The following is a 25,005-nucleotide window of genomic DNA, read 5'->3' as shown; positions in this document are numbered from 1 at the left end:
GCAAGCTCCTTTATGTTGCCGAAGGTATCGGCCACTCGCTCGAGAACTGAAGGGCATCATTGTATCCGGAAGGTATCAGCATCCAGATAAGCAGGAAAACGGTCGCGATAGGCAGCCAGTCCGGCGCCGTCCAGGGTCGCTGTGAACACTCCGTCGGCTGTTCCGACCTCCAGCAGGCTGTCACCCTGGAAATCCAGCACTTGGCTGTCACCGGCATACACCAGGCCATTGCCATCCTTGCCGACCCGATTCACCGCCGCCACATAGCAGAGGTTTTCGATGGCCCGCGCAGGCAGCAGACGATTCCAGTGCAAACGGCGGGCGCCTGGCCAGTTGGCGACATACAGCAGCAGATCGGTGTCCATGGCATCGCGGCTCCACACCGGAAAGCGCAGGTCGTAGCAGATCAGCGGGCGGATGCGCCAGCCATTGAGCTCGACGACGACCTGCTGCTCACCGGCACTGTAGTGCTCATGTTCGCCGGCCATGCGGAACAGGTGGCGCTTGTCGTAGTGCGCCAGCTCACCGTCGGGGCGCGCCCAGTACAGACGGTTGCGGTAACTGCCATCGGCGGCCTGCACGATCACGCTGCCGGTCACCACCGCCTCCAGGCGCTGCGCCTGGGCCAGCAGCCACTGCGCGGCCGGACCGTTCTCCGGCTCGAACTGGCCTGCCGAATCCATGCTGAAACCGGTGCTGAACATCTCCGGCAGAATCACCAGATCAGCACCGTGAGCCTGCTTGAGCAGGTCATCGAAGTGAGCGAAGTTGGCTTGCGGGTCGTGCCAGGCCAGCTGGGTTTGCACCAGGGCCAGCTTCAGCGGCGGCAGCGTGTTCAGATCGCGCATAGTTTTTCCGCTGCCTGGCGCAGCGTCTCCTCACGTTTGGCGAAGCACAGACGAATCAGCCGCTGACCTTCGGGCGGCTGCTGATAGAACACCGAGACTGGAATGCTGGCCACGCCGTGCTCACGGGTCATCCACAGGGCCATGTCGACATCCTTGAGGTCTGGACGGATCTGCGAATAGTCCACCAGCTGAAAGTAGGTGCCGGCCACGGGCTGGAAGGTGAAGCGCGAGCCGGCCAGTTGGTTGCAGAAGAAATCCCGCTTGGCCTGGTAGAACCCTGGCAACTCGTCGAGATGCTCGGGGTGTTCGGCCATGAACTCGGCCAGGGCGAACTGCAAGGGTGTGACGCCGCAAAAACTCACGTACTGGTGCACCTTGCGCAGCTCTGCGGTCAAGGCCGACGGCGCCACCACGTAGCCGGTTTTCCAGCCGGTGACGTGGTAAGTCTTGCCAAACGAGCTGACCACGAAAGCCCGCGCATACAGCGCCTCATGGGCCAGGACACTGGCATGCTGACGGCCGTCGTAGACCAGGTGCTCGTAGACCTCGTCGCTGATCAGGTAGATGTCACGGTCGGCGATCAGCCGGGCCAGTTGATCCAGCTCGGTTCGACTGATCAACGCACCGCAAGGGTTGTGCGGCGTGTTGATGATGATCATGCGGGTGCGCGGGCTCAGCGCATCGCTGAGTGCCTGCCAGTCGATGGAGAAATCCCGGGCATCGAGCTGCACATGCACACAGCGCCCGCCGGCCAGCTCCACCGAGGGCTCATAGCTGTCGTAGCAGGGGTCGAAGACGATCACCTCGTCACCGGGCCGGATCACCGCCTGCACGGCGCAGAAGATGGCCTGGGTGGCACCGGGCGTAATGGTCACCTCACTGTCGGCATCGACCTGCGCGCCATACAGGCGAGCGATCTTCGCCGCCACCTGCTCGCGCAAGGCGGGCAGGCCGGTCATCGGTGAATACTGGTTGCGTCCCTCGGCCACGTGCCGGCCCACCGCATCGCGCAGCGCCTGCGGCCCATCGAAATCGGGAAAGCCCTGAGACAGGTTGATCGCCCCGGTCTGCGCCGCGAGCTGAGACATGACGGTAAAGATGGTGGTGCCCACATTGGGCAACTTGCTGTCGAGCATGGAAGGCCTGCGCTGGGGATGAACCGAAGGGTTCAACCCTAGCGCAGGATCGAGCGGCAAGCTACAAGCGGCAAGCTACGAGAGCAAGCAAAAGCGCCTCGCCGTGCGCTCTGGCTTGCCGCAGCTTCAACGCTTCTTGTCGCGGCGCTTCTTGTCGGCCTTCTTGTGGTGCGACATCAGGCGGCGCTTCTTGTTGACCTGGCGGTCGGTCAGCTTGTTCTTGATGTGCTCGTACGGGTTGTCGCTGCCCTTGAACTCGATGCGGATCGGCGTACCGACCAGCTTGAGCACGCGGCGGTAGGTGTTCTCCAGGTAGCGCACGTAGGACTTGGGCACGGCCTCGACCTGGTTGCCGTGGATCACGATCAGCGGCGGGTTGGCACCACCGAGGTGGGCATAGCGCAGCTTGATGCGTCGGCCATTGACCATCGGCGGCGCATGGTCGCTGACCGCATCTTCGAGAATCTGCGTCAGGCGGCTGGTCGGCCAGCGGGTCACCGCCGACTTGAAGGCGTTCTGTACCGAAGCGTACAGGTTACCCACACCGGTGCCGTGCAACGCAGAAATGAAGTGGATGTCGGCGAAGTCGACGAAGAACAGCCGGCGCTCCAGTTCGATCTTCACGTAGTCGCGCTCGCCAGGGGTCATGCCGTCCCACTTGTTGAGGGCGATGACCATGGCACGGCCAGACTCCAGGGCGAAACCGAGCAGGTTCAGGTCGTGGTCGACCACGCCTTCACGAGCGTCCATCACGAAGATCACCACGTTGGCGTCCTTGATGGCCTGCAGGGTCTTGACCACCGAGAACTTCTCGACTTCCTCGTGGATCTTGCCGCGCTTGCGCACCCCGGCGGTGTCGATCAGGGTGTACTTCTCTTCATTGCGCTCGAACGGAATGTAGATACTGTCGCGGGTGGTGCCGGGCTGGTCGTAGACGATGACGCGGTCTTCACCGAGCATGCGGTTGACCAGCGTCGACTTGCCAACGTTGGGGCGACCGATGATGGCGATCTTGATGCCATCCTTTTCACTCGGGCCAGGAATGCGCTTGGCTTCCTCGCCTTCGGCGACCTCTTCGTCTTCCTCGCCTTCGGCGGCAGCGGCTTCTTCGTCTTCGTCCCAGGTCAGCCCCTGCAGGACGATGTCGAGCATCTGCGAAACACCACGCCCATGGGCGCCGGCCACCGGAATGGCGTCACCCAGACCCATGGGGCTGAATTCGGCCCGGGCCAGGTTTTCGTCGATGTTGTCGATCTTGTTGGCGATCACGAAGCTGCGTTTGTTGCGCTTGCGCAGGTGCTCGCCAATCATCTGGTCGGCGGCGGTATAGCCGGCCTTGGCATCGACCAGGAACAGGACGACATCGGCCTCCTCGATGGCCATCAGCGACTGCTCGGCCATCTTTTCATCCATGCCGTGCTCGTCGCCGGAGATACCACCGGTGTCGATCAGAATGTACGAGCGCCCTTTCCACTTCGCCTCTCCGTACTGGCGATCTCGGGTCAGACCGGAAAGGTCGCCGACGATGGCGTCTCGGGTTCGGGTCAAGCGGTTGAACATGGTGGACTTGCCGACGTTCGGTCGGCCCACCAGGGCGATTACGGGAACCATGCGGCTCTCCACTGCGTTATTTCAGAAAATACAAAAGCCGCTGCTAGGCAGCGGCCGGAGTTCTGGGCGGGTTCCGAAGAGCCCGCAGCCCTGCCGGAGCAGGGTCGGCCGGAGCGGGCAGCTCCGGCCTTGGCGATCATTGCTTGATGGTCAGGGCTTCGAGTTTGCCACTGTTGCCATACACGTAGATCATGTCGCCGACCACCAGCGGGCGTGCCCGCAGGCCGTCGCTGTCGATGCGCTCACGCCCGACGAAGCGGCCGTCCACCTGGCTCAGCAGGTGCAGGTAACCCTCGAAGTCACCCACGGCCACGTAGCTGGAGAACACCTCAGGGGCGCTCAGCTGACGACGGGCCAGCGAATCGTTGCTCCACAGCGCGGTGGACGAACGCTCGTCGATGCCTTCCACGGTGCCCGAAGCCAGGCTCACGTAGACGCTGCCGAAGCCCTGCGCCACGCCATCGTAGCTCGACGCATCGCGCTGCCACAGCACGCGACCGCTCTGCAGGTCCAGGCCGGCGACGCGGCCTTGGTAGCTGGCTACGTACAGGGTACCGCCAGACAGCAGCAGACCGCCGTCGATGTCGACCACGCGCTCCAGCTCCGAACGACCTTGCGGGATGGCAACGCGTTGCTCCCAGACCGGTACGCCATTGCTGATGTCCAACGCCACCACCTTGCCGGTGGACAGGCCGGCCACGGCCAGGCGGTTGGTCACGATCGGCGCGCCGGTGCCACGCAGGGTCAGCACCGCCGGTGTGCTTTCGTAGATCCAGCGTTGCGAGCCCGTGTAGGCATCCAGGCCAATCACGCGGTCATCCTGGGTCTGTACCACCACCACGTCGCCGTTGTTGGCCGGTGGCGCCAGTACTTCACTGGTCACCCGTGCACGCCATTTCTCGTCACCGGTGCTGGAGTCCAGAGCCACCACTTCACCCTTGAGGGTGCCGATGGTCAGCAGGCCGTAACCGACCCCCACGGCGCCGGACACCGGCAGGTCCAGATCCTTCTTCCACAGCGTCTCGCCGGTCATGCGATCCAGGGCGACGATCTCGCCGGTCACGTCGGCGGCGTAGATACGGTCACCGTCGATGGCCGGTACCAGCATGTTGTAAGTCTTGCCCTGGCCGTCACCGACCGAATGGCTCCACTTCTTCTGCAGGACGACCTCCTCCTTGAAGCTGGTCAGCTCGGCCGGAGGCAATTCCTTCTTGCTGTTGCTGCTGCAACCCACGGCCATAACGGCCAGAGCCAGCAATGCTGCATGTTTCCAACGAATCACGTCACGCATCCCCTTTGGCCAGATCGTCGAGCTTCATTTGCAGGCCACCCACCGCGGCGTCGGGCGACAGCGCGGACTTGGCCTTTTGGTACGCCGCATGGGCTTCGTCGGTACGACCGAGTTGCACCAGCAGGTCACCCTTGAGTTCTTCACGGCTGGCCAGGAACGCTTTGTCGGCGTCGCCAGCAAGCAGCTTGAGCGCGTCTTCGGCCTTGTTCTGCGCAGCCAGCACACGTGCCAGGCGCTGACGGGCGATCTCGCCGAGGGTGGCGTTGGCGGGCTTGTCGGCTACAGCCTTGAGTTCGGCGGCCGCGTCGTCCAGCTTGCCGGTGTCTACCGCGACCTTGGCGACGAACAGGCTGGCGTATTGCGCGTAGGCGGTGCCGCCGTATTCGCTCTTGAGCTTGCCGGCCAGGTCGGCCACGCGAGCAGGATCAGCCTCACCGGTCGGCGTCAGCGAAGTTTCCAGCAGTTGCTGGTAGAGCACCGAGGCGTTGGCGGCCTGGGTACGCTGATACTTTTGCCAGTACTGCCAGCCGAAGACCACGATCAACGCCAGCAGACCGCCAGTTACCAGGGGTTTGCCGTTACGCTGCCACCAGTCCTTCATTACCGCCAGCTCTTCATCTTCGGTACGCGACACCCCAATACTCCTATCGCCAAATCAGCTGTTTTATTCGTTCAAGCCTGTGCCAGGCTGTTCGCCAGGTGCTCGGCCAGAGCCTCCCAGGCAATGTTCTGTTGCTCGCCCTGCCCGCGCAGCGGCTTGACACCGATCTGCCGGTTGGCCAGTTCTTCTTCGCCCAGGATCAGTGCGAACAGTGCGCCGCTCTTGTCGGCTTTCTTGAACTGGCTCTTGAAACTGCCGGCGCCGGCGTTGACCTGCAGCCGCAGGTTGGGCAACTGGTCACGCACCTGCTCGGTCAGCGCCAGGGCAGCCAGCTCGGCCTGCTCACCGAAGGCGCAGAGGTAGACGTCGACCTGGCGGGCCAGATCGGCCGGCACTTGCTCCAGGGTTTCCAGCAGCAAAACCAGGCGCTCGATGCCCATGGCGAAGCCTACGCCTGCCGTCGGCTTGCCGCCCATCTGCTCGACCAGGCCGTCGTAGCGGCCACCGGCGCAAACGGTGCCCTGGGCACCCAGCTTGTCGGTGACCCACTCGAATACGGTCTTGCTGTAGTAATCCAGGCCGCGAACCAGCTTGGGGTTGATCACGTAAGGAATGCCAGCGGCATCCAGACGCGCCTTGAGACCTTCGAAATGCACCCGCGACTCTTCGTCGAGGTAGTCGGCCAGTTTCGGCGCGTCTACCAACAGGGCCTGGGTTTCCGGGCTCTTGGTGTCGAGAATACGCAGCGGATTGGTCTTCAGACGACGCTGGCTGTCTTCGTCGAGCTGATCATGCCGTGCGGCAAGGAATTCGACCAGGGCGTCACGGTAGCGGGCACGCGCCTCGCTGGTGCCCAGGCTGTTGAGTTCGAGCTTGACCGCATCACGAATGCCCAACTGCCCCCACAGGCGCCAGGTCAGCACGATCAGCTCGGCGTCGATGTCCGGGCCGTCGAGGTTGAAGACTTCCACACCGATCTGGTGGAACTGCCGGTAGCGGCCCTTCTGCGGGCGCTCGTGGCGGAACATCGGGCCGATGTACCAGAGTTTCTGCACCTGGCCACCGCCAGTGATGCCGTGCTCCAGCACCGCACGCACGCAGGCTGCGGTGCCTTCGGGGCGCAGGGTCAGGGAATCGCCGTTGCGGTCGGCGAAGGTGTACATCTCTTTTTCGACGATATCGGTCACTTCACCGATAGAGCGCTTGAACAGCTCGGTGAACTCGACGATCGGCATACGGATCTGCCGATAGCCGTAGTTATCCAGCAGACCCGATACGGTGCCTTCGAAATAGCGCCACAGCGGGGTCTGCTCGGGCAGGATGTCGTTCATGCCACGAATGGCTTGCAGAGACTTACTCACAAAAAATCCTTAGCAATCTTGATTAGCCGCGCACGATCACGGCGGCGTCGGCTTCTGCCTTTTCAGCGGCCTTCTCGCGAATCAGGCGCTCCAGTTCGGAGACGAGGTTCTCGTTACCCAGCTTCTGCGACGGCTTGCCATCGATGTAGATCAGGTTCGGGCTGCCACCGGTCAGGCCGATATGGGCCTCCTTGGCTTCACCCGGGCCATTGACCACGCAGCCGATGACCGCGACATCCATGGGCACCAGCAGGTCCTCCAGGCGACCTTCGAGTTCGTTCATGGTCTTGACCACATCGAAGTTCTGCCGCGAGCAGCTCGGGCAGGCGATGAAGTTGATACCACGGGAACGCAGGTGCAGCGACTTGAGGATGTCGTAACCGACCTTGACCTCTTCCACCGGGTCGGCGGCCAGCGAGATGCGGATAGTATCGCCAATCCCTTCGGCAAGCAGCATCCCCAGGCCCACGGCGGACTTCACCGTGCCGGAGCGCAGGCCACCGGCTTCGGTGATGCCCAGGTGCAGGGGCTGGACGATCTGCCGCGCCAGCTGGCGGTAGGCCTCGACGGCCATGAACACGTCGGACGCCTTCACGCTGACCTTGAAGTCCTGGAAGTTCAGGCGGTCCAGGTGCTCGACATGGCGCAGTGCGGACTCGACCAGCGCTTCGGGGGTCGGTTCGCCGTATTTCTTCTGCAGGTCCTTTTCCAGCGAACCGGCGTTGACGCCGATGCGGATCGGGATACCACGGTCACGCGCCGCATCGACCACCGCCTTGACGCGATCCTCACGGCCAATGTTGCCGGGGTTGATGCGCAGGCAGTCGACACCCAGCTCGGCCACGCGCAGGGCAATGCGGTAGTCGAAGTGGATGTCGGCGACCAGCGGCACCTTGACCTGCTGCTTGATGCGCCCGAACGCCTCGGCGGCGTCCATGTCCGGCACCGAAACGCGCACGATGTCGACACCGGCAGCTTCCAGACGGTTGATCTGCGCGACCGTGGCGGCGACGTCGTTGGTGTCGCTGTTGGTCATGCTCTGCACGGCGATCGGGGCATCGCCACCGACCGGTACGGAACCGACCCAGATCTTTCTGGATTCGCGACGCTTGATGGGGGAATGGCCGTGCATGACTTATTGCCCTAGCTTCAGGCGAGCGGTTTCGCCGGTGGTGAATGGAGCGACGTCTACAGGCTGTCCGTTATAACTGACCTCGGCCCCTCGTGCGAAGCCCAGGCGGACCGAAAACGGCGGCTTACCGCTGACTTCGAGGTTTTCGCCCTTGCGCTTGAGGGCACTGACCAGCACCTTGCCATTACCGTCGGTCACCTGGGTCCAGCAGTCGGCGGTGAACTTCATGGTGACCTGGGCGGAACCCGGCAGGATCGGCGCGATAGGCTCGGAAGAGGCCGGTGCGGAAGGCGCCGCCGGGGCCGTGCCTGCCGGGGTGTGCGCTACGCTCGGGGCGCTGGAGGCCTGCTGAGTGCTGCTGCCCTGGGCTGCCGGGGTCGCAGGGGTGGTGGACGGGGCACCCGGCGCCTGGACGGCTGGCGCAGGAGCGCTGGCGATGGACTCAGGGGCCGGCGCCGCGGTCGAGGACGGGTTCAACGGCAGTGGCGCGCTGCCCCCCTCGCTGGCTTGAGCTGGCGCCGGGGCCGGTTGCTGCGGCTCGTCGATCGGGTGAATCTGCGTGGTGCCATCGGCGCTTTCGACTTCGACGTGCTCCATCACCAGGCCGGTGAGGTCCTTGCCACGCTGTGCAGCCTGGTCCTGCCACCAGAGGAAGCCGCCACCGACCAGCACCAGCAGCAACAGCAGGCTGACGATACGCAGGATGTTGTGCGACAGCCGCACCGGCTCTTCGATACGCCCCAGCGAGTGGACTTCGCTGCCCTTGCCGTCGGTACCGGTGTACTGGTCGAACTGCGCGACCAGCGCAGCCTGGTCGAGACCCAGCAGCTTGGCATAGGCCCGCACATAGCCGCGCGCGAAGGTGTGACCGGGCAGCCTGTCGAAATCGCCGTTCTCGACGTGGTTCAACGAGGAGACGGTGAGGTTGAGCCGGTGGGCCACGTCAGGCAACGACCAATTCTGATGCTCACGGGCCTGGCGCAGGGTCTCCCCAGGATTTGCGCGATGGGCTGCTACAACTTCGGGATGCGCCGTTTTCATCATTGCTCCGACAGGTATTGCTGATATTCCGGCGTACCGGGATAGAGTCTTTTCAACTGCAGACCATAACTGGCTGCAGTGTTGCGGTCTTCGTAGATCTTCGCCAGGCGCAGGCCGAGCAGCAGGCTGCGAGCGTTCTGCTGGCTGAGCTGACTGTAACGTTCGTAGTATTCACGCGCCGGGACGTACTGCCCATCTTCGTAATACAGCTCTGCCATTTCCAGCAACGCGCGCGGCTGACGCCGGTCCAGACGCAGGGCACGGGTGAAATGCTCACGAGCCTGTTCACGCTGCCCGAGCTTCAGGGCGGTCATGCCAAGGCTTTCGAAGACGCGGGAGCGCTCAGGATACAGGTTATCGGCGGCGGCCTGTTCGAAACGCGCGTAAGCGTCCTTATAACGCCCCTGCTCGTAGAGAAAACTGCCGTAGTTGTTGACTATGCGTGCATCGCCCTTGCTGGCGGCGATCGCCTTGAGGTAGTACTCGTCGGCCAGCTTCGGCTCCATCTCGGCCTGGAACACCAGGGCCAGGGCGGCATTGGCATCAGGGTCGTTGCCGTCGAGGTCCAGAGCCTTCTTCAAGGGCACCTTGGCGCGCTCGGTCTGCCCTTCCTGCAGATACCCCAGCCCCAGTTGCACATAGGCCTTGCGTGCTTCTTCGCGCCCCTTGCTGGTGGACAACGGGTTGACGTCACCCGACGAAACACATCCTGCCAGCCAGAAGGCGAAACATAACAGCAGCGAGGCACGCACAGACATGGAGTCTCTCTTTGCAGTCAGGTTCAAGAAGCCGCGCGACGGTCCTGCCCGGTCCCGGCTTCAAGCTCGCGAACGGCGATGTAGCGTTCGCTGCGCCGTGTGCGGTCCATCACCTGGCCGACCAGCTGGCCACAGGCGGCATCGATGTCTTCGCCACGGGTAGTCCGTACGGTGACGTTGTAGCCGGCGTTGTGCAGCATGTCCTGGAAGCGGCGGATGGCGTTGTTGCTAGGCCGCTCGTAACCGGAATGCGGGAACGGGTTGAACGGGATGAGGTTGATCTTGCAAGGGGTGTCCTTGAGCAGCTCGATCATCTCGATGGCGTGCTGGGGCTGGTCGTTGACATCCTTGAGCAGGGTGTACTCGATGGTCAGCACGCGCTTTTCACCCAACGCAGCCATGTAGCGGCGGCAGGAGTCGAGCAGCACGCTCAGGGGGTATTTCTTGTTCAGCGGTACCAGCTTGTTGCGCAGCTCGTCGTTAGGCGCATGCAGCGACAGTGCCAGGGACACGTCGATGTGCTTGGCCAGTTCGTCGATCATCGGTACCACGCCGGAGGTGGACAGTGTCACCCGGCGCTTGGAAATGCCATACCCCAGGTCATCCATCATCAGATGCATGGCGGCGATGACATTGTCGAAGTTCAGCAGCGGCTCACCCATGCCCATCATCACCACGTTGGTGATGGCACGGTCGATGGTGGCGGGTACGCTGCCGAAGGATTTGTTGGCGATCCACACCTGGCCGATGACTTCGGCGGCGGTGAGGTTGCTGTTGAAGCCTTGCTTGCCGGTGGAGCAGAAGCTGCAGTCCAGGGCACAGCCTGCCTGGGACGAAACGCACAAGGTGCCACGTTTGCCCTGGGGAATGAACACGGTCTCGACGCAGCTGCCGGACGCCACGCGCACGACCCATTTGCGGGTACCGTCGCTGGAGATGTCCTCGCTGACCACTTCGGGGCCGCGGATCTCGGCACACGCCTTGAGCTTTTCGCGCAGGGCTTTGCCGACGTTGGTCATGGCGTCGAAATCATCGACGCCAAAGTGGTGAATCCACTTCATGACCTGACCGGCACGGAAGCGTTTCTCCCCGATGGACTCGAAGAATTTTTCCATTTCCGGCTGGGTCAGGCCCAGCAGGTTGGTTTTACCAGTGGTCGCGATCATGGATTCACCCTTCACTCGATAACCCGAAGGCTTAGCGAGCGGTTACCTCGGTTGCAGCGAAGAAGTAAGCGATTTCACGTGCAGCAGCGGCTTCGGAGTCGGAACCGTGGACGGCGTTGGCGTCGATGGACTCGGCGAAGTCGGCACGGATGGTGCCAGCAGCAGCTTCTTTAGGGTTGGTAGCGCCCATCAGCTCACGGTTGCGAGCGATAGCGTTCTCGCCTTCCAGAACCTGAACGACAACCGGACCGGAAGTCATGAAGGCAACCAGGTCACCGAAGAAGCCGCGCTCTTTGTGCTCGGCGTAGAAGCCTTCGGCTTCGGCCTTGGACAGTTGCTTCATTTTCGAGGCAACGATGCGCAGACCGGCTTCTTCGAAGCGAGAGGTGATCTTGCCGATGACGTTCTTGGCAACGGCGTCTGGCTTGATGATGGAGAAGGTACGTTGAACAGCCATGGTGAAACTCCAGAAACAGAGATTAAAGCGAAAAATTAAACCCGCGAATTATACGCGGGTTATGAGGTATTGCCTAACGCGATGCATAGAACCCCCAGTGCGGACCTGTCGCCGAGGCGTTACGGCCCGGAAAATCGGGCCTTGCGCCCCAGGGCAACGATTGCTCGCCCGCCCCGCCGACCGCACTTTCAGTCGAGTTCTTCGATCCAGGCAGCCTGAATGGCCTCCAGGACCTTTTCTCCGCCGCGATCACGCTGATCATCGAACTCCGGCAGCTGGGTCACCCAGTCGCGCAGGTCGACGAAATTCACATAGCGCGGATCCACGTCAGGCCGCGTTTCAGCCAACTGGATCGCGATTTCCAGCACATCAACCCATTTGAGACTCATGAACGGTTTTCCTCAGGAATCAGTGCGGCGGCTCGGCAGCATGGTTGAGCGAGTACTTGGGAATCTCGACGGTGATGTCCTGGTCACCGACCCGGGCCTGACAGGCCAGGCGCGATTGCGGCTCAAGACCCCAGGCCTTGTCCAGCATGTCTTCTTCCAGCTCGTCCAGCTCGCCGGTCGAGTCGAAACCCTTGCGGATGATGCAGTGGCAGGTGGTGCAGGCACATACGCCACCACAGGCGCTCTCGATCTCGATGTGATGCTCATGGGCCAGTTCGAGGATCGAAACCCCCGGCTCGGCCTCGACGACCATCCCCTCAGGGCAATGCTCGTGATGGGGCAGGAAAGTCACCTTCGGCATCAATTATTCCTCGATATCATTCAGGTTGCGCCCCGCCAATGCGGCTTTGACCGTCGAATCCAGGCGTCGGGCAGCAAATGCATCGGTCACCTGCGACAGACGCTTGGTCTGCTGCTCGATGGCCGGGCCATCGGTGCCTTGCATCAGTTCACGGAGTTCATCCATCTGCAGCCTGATCACCAGGCGCTCTTCTTCGTCGAGCAGGCGCTCGCCATCGGCTTCCAGGGCACCCTGAACGGCCTCCAGCAGACGCTCGGCATCCACTTGCAGCTCGCGCAGGGCGCGCGCCGCCTTGTCCTGGCCGGCATGCTGGAACGAGTCCTTGAGCATGCGGGCAATCTCGCCATCGGTCAGCCCATAGGACGGCTTGACCTGAATGCTGGCCTCGACACCCGAACCCAGCTCACGTGCCGCGACGCTGAGCAGGCCATCGGCATCGACCTGGAAGGTCACGCGAATCTTCGCCGCACCGGCGACCATCGGCGGAATGCCACGCAACTCGAAGCGCGCCAGGGAGCGGCAATCGCTGATCAGCTCGCGCTCGCCCTGCAGCACATGAATCATCATGGCTGTCTGGCCGTCCTTGTAGGTGGTGAATTCCTGGCCACGCGCCACCGGAATGGTGGTGTTGCGGGCGATGACCTTCTCCATCAGCCCGCCCATGGTCTCAAGACCGAGCGACAGCGGGATGACATCGAGCAGCAACAGCTCACCACCGTCACGCTTGTTGCCCGCCAGGGTATCGGCCTGGATCGCCGCGCCGATGGCCACCACCTGATCAGGGTCGATCTCGGTCAGCGGCTGGCGACCGAACAGCTCGGCCACGGCCTCACGCACGCGCGGCACACGGGTCGAACCACCGACCATGACCACGGCCTGAACGTCGTCGATCTCGATGTCCGCGTCACGCACGGCACGGCGGCACGCCTTGAGGCTGCGCGCGATCATCGGTTCGATCAGCGCATTGAAGGCTTCACGGGTCAGCTCGGCACGCCAACCTTCGTAGACCACCTCGACACTCGCCGAGTCGGTCAAGGCTTCCTTCGCCGCGCAAGCCGCCTGCAGCAGGCTGCGCTGTGCAGCAGGCGCCAGGTCGGCGGACAAGCCAGCACCCTGGATGATCCACTGAGCAATGGCGTGGTCGAAATCGTCACCACCCAGCGCTGTATCACCGCCGGTGGCCAACACTTCGAACACCCCACCGGTCAGGCGCAGGATGGAAATATCGAACGTACCGCCGCCCAGGTCATAAATGGCCACGACACCTTCAGCCTGCTGGTCCAGACCATAGGCCACCGCCGCAGCAGTCGGCTCGTTGAGCAGGCGCAGCACGTTCAGGCCGGCCAGCTTGGCCGCGTCCTTGGTGGCCTGGCGCTGGGCGTCGTCGAAATAGGCCGGCACGGTGATCACTGCACCGACCAGCTCGCCACCGAGGGTGGATTCGGCGCGCAGGCGCAAGGTCTTGAGAATGTCGGCCGACACCTGCACCGGGCTCTTGGCGCCCTGTACGGTGTCGATGAATGGCATGTGGGACTCACCTTCAACGAAGCGATAGGGCAATTGCTCACCCAGCTGCTTGACGTCGCTCAGGCCGCGCCCCATCAGGCGCTTGACCGACAGCACGGTGTTCAGCGGGTCCAGCGAGGCAGCCGCTTTGGCAGCCTGCCCGACTTCGACACGGTCGGCATGGTAGCGCACTGCCGACGGCAGGATGACCTGACCGTTCTCATCGGGCAGCGGCTCGGAAAGACCGCTGCGCAAAGCAGCGACCAGCGAATTGGTGGTGCCCAGGTCGATACCGACAGCCAGACGGCGCTGATGCGGTTGTGGACTCTGGCCAGGTTCGGCGATCTGCAGTAAGGCCATGCTTTTAAGAATAATCACAGGCGTGCGGCCGCAACCGCACAGGGTTAGTCGTCGAGGCGCTCTTCGAGCTGGCGCACTTCTTGAGAGAGCTTGTCGAGAAACTGCATGCGCCGCATCAGGCGCTCGGCCTGTTCGCGTTGCGCTGCGTCGTCCCAACAGGCGGCGAAGCTGTCGTTGAGTTCCTGCTGGGCAGCCTTGAGGCGGCGCTTGAAGGCGGCGACGCCGTCCAGGTCTGCGTCGTCCTGGAGGTCTTCGAGCTCTTCGCGCCACTGCATTTGCTGAAGCAGGAAGTCCGGGTCATGCACCGTCACCTCAAGCGGCACCTCGCCGCCCTGCAAGGCCAGCAGGTAACGGGCGCGACGCGGCGCGCTGCGCAGCGTCTGGTAGGCCTCGTTGAGATTGGCCGAGCGTTCCAGCGCCTGGCGCTGCTCATGCTCGGGGGCATCGGCGAAACGATCTGGGTGTACGCTGCGCGCCAGTTCGCGGTAGCGGCTGGCCAGCTGGTCGACGTCCACCTCGAAGCCGGGCTTGAGGTCGAACAACGCGAAATGACAAGGAGTTCCCACGATCGATCGCCTCAGACGTTGAAGCTTTCGCCGCAGCCGCACTCACCGCGCGAGTTGGGGTTGTTGAACTTGAAGCCTTCGTTCAACCCTTCGCGGACGAAGTCCAGCTCAGTGCCGTCGAGATACACCAGGCTCTTGGGGTCGATGATGACCTTCACGCCATGGGATTCGAATACCGAATCTTCCGGGGCCGTCTCGTCGACGAATTCCAGCACATAGGCCAGACCCGAACAGCCCGTGGTACGCACGCCAAGGCGAATGCCCTCACCCTTGCCGCGCCCGTCGAGGGAACGGCGAACGTGGTTGGCGGCGGCTTCTGTCATGCTGATTGCCATCGGAGCTCCTTGGTTTTGCCCAGCGATGCAGGGAAAGGCGGCTTACAGCAGGCCTTTCTTCTGCTTGTAGTCACGCACAGCGGCCTTGATCGCATCTTCGGCCAGAACCGAGCAGTGGATCTTGACTGGCGGCAGGGCCAGTTCTTCGGCCAGCTGGGTGTTCTTGATGGTTTCGGCTTCGTCCAGGGTCTTGCCCTTCATCCACTCGGTGGCCAGGGAGCTGGAGGCAATGGCCGAACCGCAACCGTAGGTCTTGAACTTGGCGTCTTCGATCACGCCTTGCTCGTTGACCTTGATCTGCAGGCGCATGACGTCGCCACAAGCCGGAGCACCGACCATGCCGGTACCGACATCCGGGTCCTCGGCATTCATCTTGCCGACGTTGCGGGGGTTCTCGTAGTGGTCGATGACCTTTTCACTGTAAGCCATGGTTCTGTTCCTCTCACATCAGGGTGCCGCTCTGCAGGCCGCGCGGCGGCGGCCTGTCCGGGAGGCGGCTTTCGATTAGTGCGCCGCCCACTCGATCTTGGAGATGTCGACACCGTCTTTGTACATGTCCCACAGCGGCGACAGTTCGCGCAGCTTGGTCACCGCCTCGCGGACCTTCTCGGCGGCGTAGTCGACGTCTTCCTCGGTGGTGAAGCGGCCGAAGGTGAAACGGATCGAACTGTGCGCCAGCTCGTCGTTGCGGCCCAGGGCACGCAGGACGTAGGACGGTTCCAGGGATGCCGAAGTACAGGCCGAACCGGACGACACGGCGAGGTCCTTGAGCGCCATGATCAGCGACTCACCCTCGACGTAGTTGAAGCTCAGGTTCAGGTTGTGCGGAATACGGGCGGTCAGGCTGCCGTTGACGTACAGTTCTTCGAGGTCTTCGAGCTTCTTGAAGAAGCGCTCGCTCAGGGCCTTGATACGCTGGTTCTCGGCGGCCATCTCTTCCTTGGCGATGCGGAAGGCTTCACCCATGCCGACGATCTGGTGGGTAGGCAGGGTGCCGGAACGCATGCCGCGCTCGTGACCACCGCCGTGCATGGTGGCTTCCAGGCGCACACGCGGCTTGCGGCTCACGTACAGGGCACCGATGCCCTTGGGGCCGTAGGCCTTGTGCGCGGAAAAGGACATCAGGTCGACTTTCATCTTCGACAGGTCGATCTCGACCTTGCCTGGCGACTGAGCGGCATCGACATGGAACAGCACGCCGCGCGAGCGGGTCAGCTCGCCAATGGCGGCGATGTCGGTAATGGTGCCGACCTCGTTGTTGACGTGCATGACCGACACCAGAATGGTGTCTTCACGCAGGGCAGCCTCGACCATGGCCGGGGTGACGATGCCGTCTTCGCCCGGTTCAAGGTAGGTGACTTCGAAACCTTCGCGCTCCAGCTGGCGCGCGGTGTCCAGGATCGCCTTGTGCTCGATCTTGGAAGTGATGATGTGCTTGCCCTTGGTGTGATAGAAGTGCGCCACGCCCTTGAGGGCCAGGTTGTCGGACTCGGTGGCACCCGAGGTCCAGACGATCTCGCGCGGGTCGGCACCAACCAGATCGGCGACCTGGCGACGGGCGTTTTCGACGGCTTCCTCGGCCTTCCAGCCGAACACATGGGAGCGAGATGCCGGGTTACCGAAGTTGCCGTCGACAGTCAGGCAATCCATCATCTTCTGGGCGACACGCGGATCGACCGGCGTCGTCGCGGAATAATCGAGGTAAATCGGCAACTTCATTGCATATCTCCTATCAGGCAGGCGCACCGCTCATTCATCTGCGTTCATTCGACGGCGGACGTTTCAATCTTACCCAGTTGCGACATGTTGCTCGTGTTCGAGCAGCGACGCAGATCCTGGCGCTGAGCGACTTCCTGCACTTCACGGCGAGTGACGAGGTCGGCCAGGCTAATACCGCTGAGGAACTCGTGGATCTGTTGACTAAGGTCGCACCACAGGTGGTGGGTCAGGCAGGTATCACCGGCGTGGCAATCGCCCAAACCCTGACAACGGGTGGCATCGACCGACTCGTTGACCGCATCGACCACCTGGGCCACCTGGATGCCTTTCATGTCACGCGAAAGCTGGTAGCCCCCACCGGGGCCCCGCACGCTCGACACCAGGTTACTGCGCCGCAGCTTGGCGAACAGCTGCTCCAGATACGACAGGGAAATGCCCTGGCGCTCGGAGATATCGGCCAAAGAGACGGGACCGTGCTGCGCATGCAAAGCCAGATCGAGCATGGCTGTCACAGCGTATCGGCCTTTGGTAGTCAATCGCATGGCATGTACCGCAATGGTTCAGAATGGGTGCGAGTATGCTATTCCCGAGTATTTGAGTCAACTATAAAACCAAGCAAAACACTCGGATTTACCCCGAAATAGCGGGCGGCATCATAGCAAACATGGGCGCACATTGACACATTTCAAGCCTGCGCCTGCTCCGGGCGATCCTTGACGCACTCGAAGACCTCGTCGCGCAGCTCCGGCAATTCACCGGCGCAGTAATCACTGCCCAACTTGTTCAGTGCACCGCACATGCCTTCCAGACGGACATCGACGGCCTGCAGGTGATCGAGCAATTGCCCGATGGCGCGGGCGATGGGGTCTGGCATGTCCTGGCCGACACCGTAGGCATCGAACCCCAGCTTCTCGGCCATGGCCTTGCGCTTGGCCTCCACCTCGTCATCGGTCTTGACGATGATGCGCCCCGGAATGCCCACCGCCGTCGCACCGGCCGGCACCGCCTTGGTGACCACCGCGTTGGAGCCGATCTTCGCCCCCGCACCGACAGTGAAGGGCCCCAGCACCTTGGCCCCCGCCCCTACCACCACACCATCTTCCAGCGTCGGATGACGCTTGCCAGCGTTCCAGCTGGTGCCGCCCAGGGTCACGCCCTGATAAAGCGTTACGTCGTTACCGATCTCGGCAGTTTCACCAATGACGATGCCCATGCCGTGGTCGATGAAGAAGCGTCGACCGATCTTCGCCCCCGGATGAATCTCGATGCCGGTCATCCAGCGGCTGAAATTGGAGACCATCCGTGCCAACAGCTTCCAGTTGCCGGTCCACAGCTTGTGGGCCAGGCGGTGCATCCACACGGCATGCATGCCGGGATAGCAGGTCAGCACCTCGAAGGCATTGCGCGCCGCCGGGTCACGATGGAAAACGCTTTGGATATCTTCTCGCAAACGCTCGAACATCACTGATCCTTCCGTTTATGGGGCTCACCCCGTGCCGCTTTCTGGGTTTCCGTGAGGATTCCCCTGAGAATGCTCAGCTCCGGCCGCTCGACCTCGCTGCGTGCGTACAGGCGGCGCAGCCGCGCCATCAAGTGGCGAGGCTTCTCGGGGTCGAGAAAACCGATGGCCACCAGGGTCTGCTCCAGGTGCGCATAGAAGCCTTCCATCTCGTCCATGGTCGCCAACTCCACATCGCGACCCGGCGCATCGACAGCCACGGAGGCCTGCTCGGCAGCGGCCAGCCAGGCCATGCGCACCTCGTAGCTCAATACCTGCACGGCAGCCGCCAGGTTCAGCGAACTGAACTCCGGGTTGGACTGGATATGCACATGATAATGACAGCGCTGCAGTTCTTCGTTGGTCAGGCCGGCATGCTCGCGACCGAACACCAGCGCCACTTCCTGCCCAAGGGCCGCCTGCTCGACGACCTTCACCCCCGACTCGCGGGGATCGAGCATCGGCCAGGGCAGGCTGCGATCGCGGGCACTGGTACCCAGCACCAGGCTGCAACCCACCAGCGCTTCCTCCAGGCTCGCCACCACCTGGGTCGAAGCCAGGATATCGTCCGCGCCGGATGCCCGCGCATCAGCCTCGGGCGAAGGGAACACCCGCGGCTCGACCAGCACCAGGCGCGACAGGCCCATGTTCTTCATGGCACGCGCCGCCCCACCGATGTTTCCGGGGTGCGTGGTACCGACCAGGACAACACGAATGTTCTGCAACACCGCTAGCGCTCACTGAGAAAAATCAAGGGCGCAAATCTTACCGAAGCAGTCGGCTTTGCGCCACGCGGCCTTGGTCGAGCACCGACCGGATAGACACCGCACCCCCGCCTCTCAGGTCGACGAAGCACGCGGCGCAACGACACTCGAAGCTGGAAATAATTCGTCGCTGCCTCTAAAATGGCCGGCTCTCTTTAACAACCCTAGGTGATTTATCCATGCAGCCCATGCTGAATATCGCGCTGCGCGCCGCACGCAACGCCAGCGAATTGATTTTCCGCTCCATCGAGCGCCTGGATACCATCAAGGTCGATGAAAAAGAAGCCAAGGATTACGTCAGCGAAGTCGACCGCGCTGCCGAGCAAAGCATCATCACCGCACTGCGCAAGGCCTACCCTGACCACGGCATCCTCGGCGAGGAAAGCGGCCTGCACGCCGGCAAGGGCGAAGGGGCCGACTACCTGTGGATCATCGACCCCCTGGACGGCACCACCAACTTCGTCCGTGGCATCCCGCACTTCGCCGTCAGCATCGCCTGCAAATACCGTGGCCGCCTGGAGCACGCGGTAGTGCTCGACCCGGTACGCCAGGAAGAATTCACCGCCAGCCGTGGCCGTGGCGCCGCCCTCAACGGCCGCCGCCTGCGGGTCAGCTCGCGTCGCAGCCTGGAAGGCGCACTGCTGGGTACCGGCTTCCCGTTCCGCGAGAACCAGCTGGACAACCTGGAAAACTACCTGGGCATGTTCCGCAGCCTGATCGGCCAGACCGCCGGCATCCGCCGCGCCGGCGCCGCCAGCCTGGACCTGGCCTATGTCGCCGCAGGCCGCTTCGACGCCTTCTGGGAGTCGGGCCTTTCCGAGTGGGATATCGCCGCAGGCGCCCTGCTCATCCAGGAAGCTGGCGGCCTGGTGAGCGACTTCACCGGTGGTCATGAATTCCTGGAAAAAGGCCACGTGGTGGCGGGCAATGCCAAGTGCTTCAAGGCCGTGCTGACCTCCATCGCACCTCACCTGCCCGCTTCGATCAAACGCTGATCGAAGCGCCACAAAAAAACCGGTCCTGATGACCGGTTTTTTTGTGCCTGGACAACCTTGAAGCCGCCCGCGAGCAGCCTCAAGACTGCAGCTTACTGGGCCTGACCCAGGATCAACTGACCATTCTTGTCCACCGGAATGCGGTTACCGGGCTCCTGCTCCATGCGTACCTTGCCGACCTTGTCGCCCAGCTGGTACTTCACGTCGTAGCCCACGACCTTCTCGCTGACGTCATTGACGGTGTTGCAGCGGGTCTGGGTGGTGGTATAGGTATCACGCTCCTGCATACCCTCCTGGATCTTGTTACCGGCGTAGCCACCACCTACCGCACCGGCCACCGTAGCGATCTTCTTGCCGTTGCCACCGCCCACCTGGTTACCCAGCAGACCACCGGCCACGGCACCCAGCACACTACCAACGATCTGATGCTCGTCCTTAACGGGCGCACGGCGGGTAACCGTCACGTCCTTGCACACTTCTCGGGGTGTCTTGATCTGCTGTTTGACCGGCTCGACAGCCAGGACATCGGCGTATTCCGGACCTTTGACGAGACTGTAGGTGGCGAACGCGCCACCCGCTGTCACCACAACGGCCCCCAACACGGCACCCACCAACAGAGACTTGTTCACTTGAACCTCCTGACCTCTAAAACGTAGTCATTCCTACGCACTGCCTAGCCTTGGAGCATAAAAAAAGGCGCGAGTTCAACTCGCGCCTTTTTCTGAACAAGCCCGCCGTTTAAGGAAGATCGTCGACCTTGTCAGTGGTTACCGGTGGAATCAGGTCTTCAGCACTGAGCTTCAGCCAGATCAGCACCACGTTGGCGATGTAGATGGACGAGTAGGTACCGGCCAGCACGCCGACGAACAAGGCAATGGAGAAACCTTCCAGGCTGTCACCGCCGAACATCCACAGCGCGACGATCGCCAGCAGCGTCGACACCGAGGTGGCGATGGTGCGCAGCAGGGTCTGAGTGGTCGAAACGTTGATGTTCTCGATCAGCGACGCCTTGCGCAGCACACGGAAGTTCTCCCGCACCCGGTCGAAGACCACGATAGTGTCGTTGAGCGAGTAGCCGATGATCGCCAGGACCGACGCCAGCACGGTGAGGTCGAAGGTGATCTGGAAGAACGACAGGATCCCCATGGTCACGACCACGTCGTGAACCAGCGAGACGATCGCACCGACGCCGAACTTCCATTGGAAGCGGAACGCCAGGTAGATCAGGATGCCGCCCAGCGCCAGAAGCATGGCGATACCGCCCTGGTCGCGCAGCTCCTCACCCACCTGCGGGCCGACGAACTCGACGCGCTTGACCGTGGCCGGGTTGTCCGCACCGCTCTGGCGCAGGGCATTGGCGATACTGCTGCCCAGCTGCGGGTCATCGCCCGGCATGCGCACCAGCAGGTCGGTGGTCGCACCGAAGCTCTGCACCACGGCTTCGTGGTAGCCGGCTGCGACCAGCTCCTGGCGCACCTTGCCCAGGTCTGCCGGCTTCTCGTAGGTCAGCTCGATGAGCGTACCGCCGGTGAAGTCCAGGCCGAAGTTGAGCCCCTTGTGGAACCAGCTGAACAACGCCAGCAGGGTCAGGAGCATGGTCAGGGCGAACGCAACGTTGCGCACGCCCATGAAGTTGATGGTTTTTAACTTCATGGCAGCCTCTTAAATCCACAACTTCTTGAAGTCACGCCCGCCGAAGATCAGGTTGATCATTGCGCGAGTCACCATGATGGCCGTGAACATGGAGGTGAAGATACCCAGCGACAGGGTGACGGCGAAGCCTTTCACCGGGCCGGTACCCATGGCGTAGAGAATGCCGCCGACCAGCAGGCTGGTCAGGTTGGCGTCGAGAATCGCCGTGTAGGCACGGTCGAAACCTTCGTTGATGGCACGCTGCACGCTCATGCCATTGGCCAGCTCTTCACGGATACGCGAGAAGATCAGCACGTTGGCGTCGACCGCCATGCCCATGGTCAGCACGATACCGGCGATGCCCGGCAGGGTCAGCGTAGCCCCCAGCAGCGACATCAGCGCCAGCAGCGCGACCATGTTGAAGGCCAGTGCCACGGTAGCGATGAGACCGAAAAAGCGGTAGATCGCCATGATGAACAACGAGACGAAGAGCATGCCCCACAGCGAGGCATCGATACCCTTGGCGATGTTGTCGGCGCCCAGGCTCGGGCCGATGGTGCGCTCTTCAGCGAAGTACATCGGTGCAGCCAGGCCACCAGCGCGCAGCAGCAGGGCCAGCTCGGACGACTCACCCTGGCCGTTCAGGCCAGTGATACGGAACTGGCTGCCCAGCGGCGACTGGATGGTCGCCAGGCTGATGATCTTCTTGTCTTCCTTGAAAGTCTGCAGCTGCACTTCCTTCTCGACGCCATCGACCATCTGCTTGGCATAGGTGGTCACCGGGCGTTGCTCGATGAAGATCACCGCCATGCTGCGACCCACGTTGCTGCGGGTCGCACGGCTCATCAGCTCACCGCCATGGCCGTCGAGCTTGATGTTCACCTGCGGACGACCGTGCTCGTCGAAGCTGGCCTGGGCGTCGGTGACCTGGTCACCGGTGATGATCAGACCACGCTCGACAGCGGCAGGCGGACGATTGCCTTCACGGAACTCGAAGGTCTCGGTGGTGGCCTTGGTGTCATCCGGGCCGGCGCCGAGACGGAACTCCAGGTTGGCGGTCTTGCCGAGAATACGCTTGGCCTCGGCGGTGTCCTGCACACCTGGCAGCTCGACCACGATGCGGTTGGCGCCCTGGCGTTGTACCAGCGGCTCGGCCACACCCAGCTCGTTGACCCGGTTGCGCACCGTGGTCAGGTTCTGCTTGATGGAGTATTCGCGGATCTCCGCCAGCTTGGCCTGGGTCAGGGCCAGGCGCAGGGTGACGATACCGTTCAGCTCGGACGGGGTAATTTCGAAATCGGTGAAATTCTTGCGAATCAGGTCGCGGGCCTGGTCACGCTCGGCATTGTCGCTGAAGCCCAGCTGGATGACATTGTTCTGCTGCGGCAGGCTGCGATAACGCAGCTTCTCTTTGCGCAGCAAGGTCTTGACCTCACCCTCGTACACGTTCAGGCGCGCATCGATGGCCTTGTCCATGTCCACTTCGAGAAGGAAGTGCACACCGCCCGAAAGGTCCAGGCCCAGCTTCATCGGGTGAGCGCCCAGGTTGCGCAGCCAGGTCGGAGTGGTCCGGGCCAGGTTCAGGGCCACGACATAGTCGTCACCCAGCGCCCTGCGCACCACATCCTTGGCCGGCAACTGGTCTTCCTGGCGGGTCAGGCGCAGCAGGCCACCCTTGCCATTCGCAGAGAGGCTCGCCGCCTTGACCGAGATACCCGCATCGGTCAGCGCCTTGCTGGCCTTGTCGAGATCGGACTGGTCAACCTGCAGGGCCGTGCTCGTGCCGCTGATCTGGATCGCCGGATCATCAGGATAGAGGTTGGGTGCGGAATAAATGAAACCGATCGCCAGTACCACCAGGATCAGTAGGTATTTCCACAGAGGGTATTTGTTCAGCATCACGCCGCCCGCTTAGAACGCGGGGCGCCTTGCGCGCCCCGTCGATTGGTAGATATGGAACTCAGAGCGCCTTGAGGGTGCCCTTTGGCAGAGTGGCTACAACCGAGCCCTTCTGGATTTTCAACTCGACGCTATCCGACACCTCGATCACCACAAAGTCGTCAGTGACTTTGGTAATTTTTCCGGCGATACCGCCAGCGGTCACAACTTCATCGCCTTTCTGCAGGTTGCCCAGCAGGTTTTTCTGCTCTTTGGCGCGCTTGGCCTGTGGACGCCAGATCATCAGATAAAAGATGACCAGAAAGCCGACCAGGAAGATCCACTCAAAGCCAGTACCCGCCGGACCAGCAGCGGCCGCAGGTGCAGCACCGTCCGCAAAAGCGGGGGAGATGAAAAAGCTCATTTAGCGCTCCATTTTCATAATTGGTATGTAAAGCAGGAAAAACTCGCGGTGTTTCAGCCCAAAGGCGGCACCGGAAGGCCGCGCTTGGCATAGAAGACTTCAACGAAGTCGGCCAATTTACCCTGTTGGATAGCCTCGCGCAAACCAGCCATCAGCCGCTGGTAATGCCGCAAATTGTGGATCGTATTGAGCATGCTACCCAGCATTTCCCCGCACTTGTCCAAGTGGTGCAGGTAGGCGCGGGAGAAGTTCTGGCAGGTGTAGCAGTCACAGGTCGGATCCAGCGGCGAATCATCATGGCGATGGAACGCATTGCGGATCTTCAATACACCGGTGTCGATGAACAGATGACCGTTGCGGGCATTACGGGTCGGCATGACGCAGTCGAACATGTCCACACCGCGGCGCACACCTTCGACCAGATCTTCGGGTTTGCCTACTCCCATCAAGTAACGAGGTTTGTCTGCTGGCATCTGGCCAGGCAGATAATCGAGCACCTTGATCATCTCTTCCTTCGGCTCGCCGACCGACAGGCCGCCAATTGCCAGGCCGTCGAAGTCCAGCTCGCTCAGACCTTCCAGCGAGCGCATGCGCAGGTTCTCGTGCATGCCGCCCTGGACGATGCCGAACAACGCCGCGTCGCTGTCGCCATGGGCGATCTTCGAGCGCTTGGCCCAGCGCAGCGACAGCTCCATGGACGTGCGCGCAACGTCTTCGCTGGCCGGGTACGGCGTGCATTCGTCGAAGATCATCACGATGTCCGAACCCAGGTCGCGCTGCACCTGCATCGACTCTTCCGGGCCCATGAACACCTTGGCGCCGTCGACCGGCGAGGCGAAGGTCACGCCCTCCTCCTTGATCTTGCGCATCGCGCCCAGGCTGAACACCTGGAAGCCGCCGGAGTCGGTGAGAATCGGCCCCTTCCACTGCATGAAATCGTGCAGGTCGCCGTGGGCCTTGATGACCTCGGTGCCCGGACGCAGCCACAGGTGGAAGGTGTTGCCGAGGATGATCTGCGCGCCGATGGCCTCGATGTCACGCGGCAGCATGCCTTTCACCGTGCCGTAGGTGCCCACCGGCATGAACGCCGGGGTTTCCACCACGCCACGCGGGAAGGTCAGGCGGCCACGACGAGCCTTGCCGTCGGTGGCCAGCAGTTCGAAAGACATACGACAG

The 25,005-nt window shown here is 62.4% G+C and carries 27 protein-coding genes; 1 reads left to right on the top strand and 26 read right to left on the bottom strand.

What is annotated here, in order from left to right; genetic code table 11:
• Nucleotides 1-56: 56 nt before the first annotated feature.
• The 21 genes from RRX38_RS21750 to trmJ all read right to left on the bottom strand — a co-directional run bounded on the left by RRX38_RS21750 (nt 57) and on the right by trmJ (nt 18,864).
• Nucleotides 57-848 (bottom strand): amidohydrolase, encoded by a 792-nt coding sequence (locus tag RRX38_RS21750; protein WP_315960622.1) that lies wholly within the window; start codon nt 846-848, stop codon nt 57-59.
• Nucleotides 836-1,984, bottom strand: a complete 1,149-nt coding sequence (locus tag RRX38_RS21745; RefSeq protein WP_315960621.1) for a pyridoxal phosphate-dependent aminotransferase — start codon at nt 1,982-1,984, stop codon at nt 836-838. Before RRX38_RS21745 ends, RRX38_RS21750 begins: the two co-directional genes overlap by 13 nt.
• A 126-nt stretch (nt 1,985-2,110) precedes the next feature.
• Nucleotides 2,111-3,595, bottom strand: a complete 1,485-nt coding sequence (der, locus tag RRX38_RS21740) for a ribosome biogenesis GTPase Der (RefSeq protein WP_295471069.1) — start codon at nt 3,593-3,595, stop codon at nt 2,111-2,113.
• Nucleotides 3,596-3,731: 136 nt separating this feature from the next.
• A complete protein-coding gene (gene bamB, locus RRX38_RS21735) occupies nt 3,732-4,886 on the bottom strand; it encodes an outer membrane protein assembly factor BamB (protein WP_315960620.1) in 1,155 nt (384 codons plus the stop codon).
• Complete coding sequence (locus RRX38_RS21730; RefSeq protein ID WP_295471569.1) at nt 4,879-5,487, bottom strand: tetratricopeptide repeat protein; 609 nt, start codon at nt 5,485-5,487, stop codon at nt 4,879-4,881. The genes bamB and RRX38_RS21730 overlap by 8 nt, the downstream gene beginning before the upstream one ends.
• A 71-nt stretch (nt 5,488-5,558) precedes the next feature.
• The gene (gene hisS, locus RRX38_RS21725) at nt 5,559-6,848 is read right to left on the bottom strand and encodes a histidine--tRNA ligase (RefSeq protein WP_315960619.1); all 1,290 of its coding nucleotides are present in this window, start codon (nt 6,846-6,848) and stop codon (nt 5,559-5,561) included.
• Nucleotides 6,849-6,870: 22 nt separating this feature from the next.
• A complete protein-coding gene (ispG, locus tag RRX38_RS21720) occupies nt 6,871-7,980 on the bottom strand; it encodes a flavodoxin-dependent (E)-4-hydroxy-3-methylbut-2-enyl-diphosphate synthase (RefSeq protein WP_295471072.1) in 1,110 nt (369 codons plus the stop codon).
• A 3-nt stretch (nt 7,981-7,983) separates the two neighbouring features.
• On the bottom strand, nt 7,984-9,021 hold the full coding sequence (locus tag RRX38_RS21715; RefSeq protein ID WP_315960617.1) for a RodZ family helix-turn-helix domain-containing protein: 1,038 nt from the start codon (nt 9,019-9,021) through the stop codon (nt 7,984-7,986).
• Nucleotides 9,021-9,779 carry a type IV pilus biogenesis/stability protein PilW gene (gene pilW, locus RRX38_RS21710; protein WP_315960616.1) on the bottom strand — a complete coding sequence of 253 codons (759 nt, stop codon included), beginning with the start codon at nt 9,777-9,779 and terminating at the stop codon, nt 9,021-9,023. Before pilW ends, RRX38_RS21715 begins: the two co-directional genes overlap by 1 nt.
• A gap of 23 nt (nt 9,780-9,802) precedes the next feature.
• A complete protein-coding gene (rlmN, locus tag RRX38_RS21705; protein ID WP_315960615.1) occupies nt 9,803-10,945 on the bottom strand; it encodes a 23S rRNA (adenine(2503)-C(2))-methyltransferase RlmN in 1,143 nt (380 codons plus the stop codon).
• A 31-nt stretch (nt 10,946-10,976) separates the two neighbouring features.
• Complete coding sequence (gene ndk, locus RRX38_RS21700; protein WP_295471079.1) at nt 10,977-11,402, bottom strand: nucleoside-diphosphate kinase; 426 nt, start codon at nt 11,400-11,402, stop codon at nt 10,977-10,979.
• A 188-nt stretch (nt 11,403-11,590) separates the two neighbouring features.
• Nucleotides 11,591-11,791, bottom strand: a complete 201-nt coding sequence (iscX, locus tag RRX38_RS21695; protein ID WP_295471080.1) for a Fe-S cluster assembly protein IscX — start codon at nt 11,789-11,791, stop codon at nt 11,591-11,593.
• Between the two features lie 19 nt (nt 11,792-11,810).
• On the bottom strand, nt 11,811-12,152 hold the full coding sequence (gene fdx, locus RRX38_RS21690; RefSeq protein WP_295471082.1) for an ISC system 2Fe-2S type ferredoxin: 342 nt from the start codon (nt 12,150-12,152) through the stop codon (nt 11,811-11,813).
• Between the two features lie 3 nt (nt 12,153-12,155).
• Complete coding sequence (gene hscA / locus RRX38_RS21685; RefSeq protein ID WP_315960614.1) at nt 12,156-14,018, bottom strand: Fe-S protein assembly chaperone HscA; 1,863 nt, start codon at nt 14,016-14,018, stop codon at nt 12,156-12,158.
• A 44-nt stretch (nt 14,019-14,062) separates the two neighbouring features.
• Nucleotides 14,063-14,584 carry a co-chaperone HscB gene (gene hscB / locus RRX38_RS21680; RefSeq protein WP_295471086.1) on the bottom strand — a complete coding sequence of 174 codons (522 nt, stop codon included), beginning with the start codon at nt 14,582-14,584 and terminating at the stop codon, nt 14,063-14,065.
• An 11-nt stretch (nt 14,585-14,595) separates the two neighbouring features.
• Nucleotides 14,596-14,919, bottom strand: coding sequence for an iron-sulfur cluster assembly protein IscA (gene iscA, locus RRX38_RS21675; protein ID WP_295471088.1), 324 nt, complete (start codon nt 14,917-14,919; stop codon nt 14,596-14,598).
• A gap of 42 nt (nt 14,920-14,961) precedes the next feature.
• Nucleotides 14,962-15,348: a Fe-S cluster assembly scaffold IscU gene (iscU, locus tag RRX38_RS21670; protein ID WP_002552476.1), complete on the bottom strand. Its 387-nt coding sequence runs from the start codon at nt 15,346-15,348 to the stop codon at nt 14,962-14,964.
• Between the two features lie 75 nt (nt 15,349-15,423).
• Nucleotides 15,424-16,638: an IscS subfamily cysteine desulfurase gene (locus RRX38_RS21665; protein WP_315960610.1), complete on the bottom strand. Its 1,215-nt coding sequence runs from the start codon at nt 16,636-16,638 to the stop codon at nt 15,424-15,426.
• A gap of 44 nt (nt 16,639-16,682) precedes the next feature.
• Nucleotides 16,683-17,180: a Fe-S cluster assembly transcriptional regulator IscR gene (iscR, locus tag RRX38_RS21660; protein WP_295471150.1), complete on the bottom strand. Its 498-nt coding sequence runs from the start codon at nt 17,178-17,180 to the stop codon at nt 16,683-16,685.
• Nucleotides 17,181-17,323: 143 nt separating this feature from the next.
• On the bottom strand, nt 17,324-18,100 hold the full coding sequence (gene cysE / locus RRX38_RS21655; RefSeq protein WP_295471152.1) for a serine O-acetyltransferase: 777 nt from the start codon (nt 18,098-18,100) through the stop codon (nt 17,324-17,326).
• Nucleotides 18,100-18,864 carry a tRNA (cytosine(32)/uridine(32)-2'-O)-methyltransferase TrmJ gene (gene trmJ / locus RRX38_RS21650; protein WP_315960609.1) on the bottom strand — a complete coding sequence of 255 codons (765 nt, stop codon included), beginning with the start codon at nt 18,862-18,864 and terminating at the stop codon, nt 18,100-18,102. Before trmJ ends, cysE begins: the two co-directional genes overlap by 1 nt.
• A 215-nt stretch (nt 18,865-19,079) precedes the next feature.
• On the opposite strand from trmJ, the gene suhB reads away from it, so the two are divergent.
• On the top strand, nt 19,080-19,895 hold the full coding sequence (suhB, locus tag RRX38_RS21645) for an inositol-phosphate phosphatase (RefSeq protein ID WP_295471155.1): 816 nt from the start codon (nt 19,080-19,082) through the stop codon (nt 19,893-19,895).
• Between the two features lie 92 nt (nt 19,896-19,987).
• Here the strand turns inward: suhB and RRX38_RS21640 are convergent, their stop codons facing one another.
• From RRX38_RS21640 to tgt, 5 genes are all read right to left on the bottom strand, one after another.
• On the bottom strand, nt 19,988-20,524 hold the full coding sequence (locus RRX38_RS21640; RefSeq protein WP_295471156.1) for a glycine zipper 2TM domain-containing protein: 537 nt from the start codon (nt 20,522-20,524) through the stop codon (nt 19,988-19,990).
• 109 nt (nt 20,525-20,633) lie between these two features.
• Nucleotides 20,634-21,548 (bottom strand): protein translocase subunit SecF, encoded by a 915-nt coding sequence (gene secF / locus RRX38_RS21635; RefSeq protein ID WP_295471157.1) that lies wholly within the window; start codon nt 21,546-21,548, stop codon nt 20,634-20,636.
• Nucleotides 21,549-21,557: 9 nt separating this feature from the next.
• Nucleotides 21,558-23,426 (bottom strand): protein translocase subunit SecD, encoded by a 1,869-nt coding sequence (gene secD, locus RRX38_RS21630; RefSeq protein ID WP_315960608.1) that lies wholly within the window; start codon nt 23,424-23,426, stop codon nt 21,558-21,560.
• A gap of 61 nt (nt 23,427-23,487) precedes the next feature.
• Nucleotides 23,488-23,829 carry a preprotein translocase subunit YajC gene (yajC, locus tag RRX38_RS21625; RefSeq protein WP_315960607.1) on the bottom strand — a complete coding sequence of 114 codons (342 nt, stop codon included), beginning with the start codon at nt 23,827-23,829 and terminating at the stop codon, nt 23,488-23,490.
• 53 nt (nt 23,830-23,882) lie between these two features.
• Nucleotides 23,883-24,998 carry a tRNA guanosine(34) transglycosylase Tgt gene (gene tgt / locus RRX38_RS21620; RefSeq protein WP_295471571.1) on the bottom strand — a complete coding sequence of 372 codons (1,116 nt, stop codon included), beginning with the start codon at nt 24,996-24,998 and terminating at the stop codon, nt 23,883-23,885.
• Between the last annotated feature and the right edge of the window lie 7 nt (nt 24,999-25,005).

This window comes from Pseudomonas sp. DTU_2021_1001937_2_SI_NGA_ILE_001 (genome assembly GCF_032463525.1).
GTDB lineage: Bacteria > Pseudomonadota > Gammaproteobacteria > Pseudomonadales > Pseudomonadaceae > Aquipseudomonas.
This window is presented reverse-complemented; position numbering and strand designations above follow the sequence as displayed.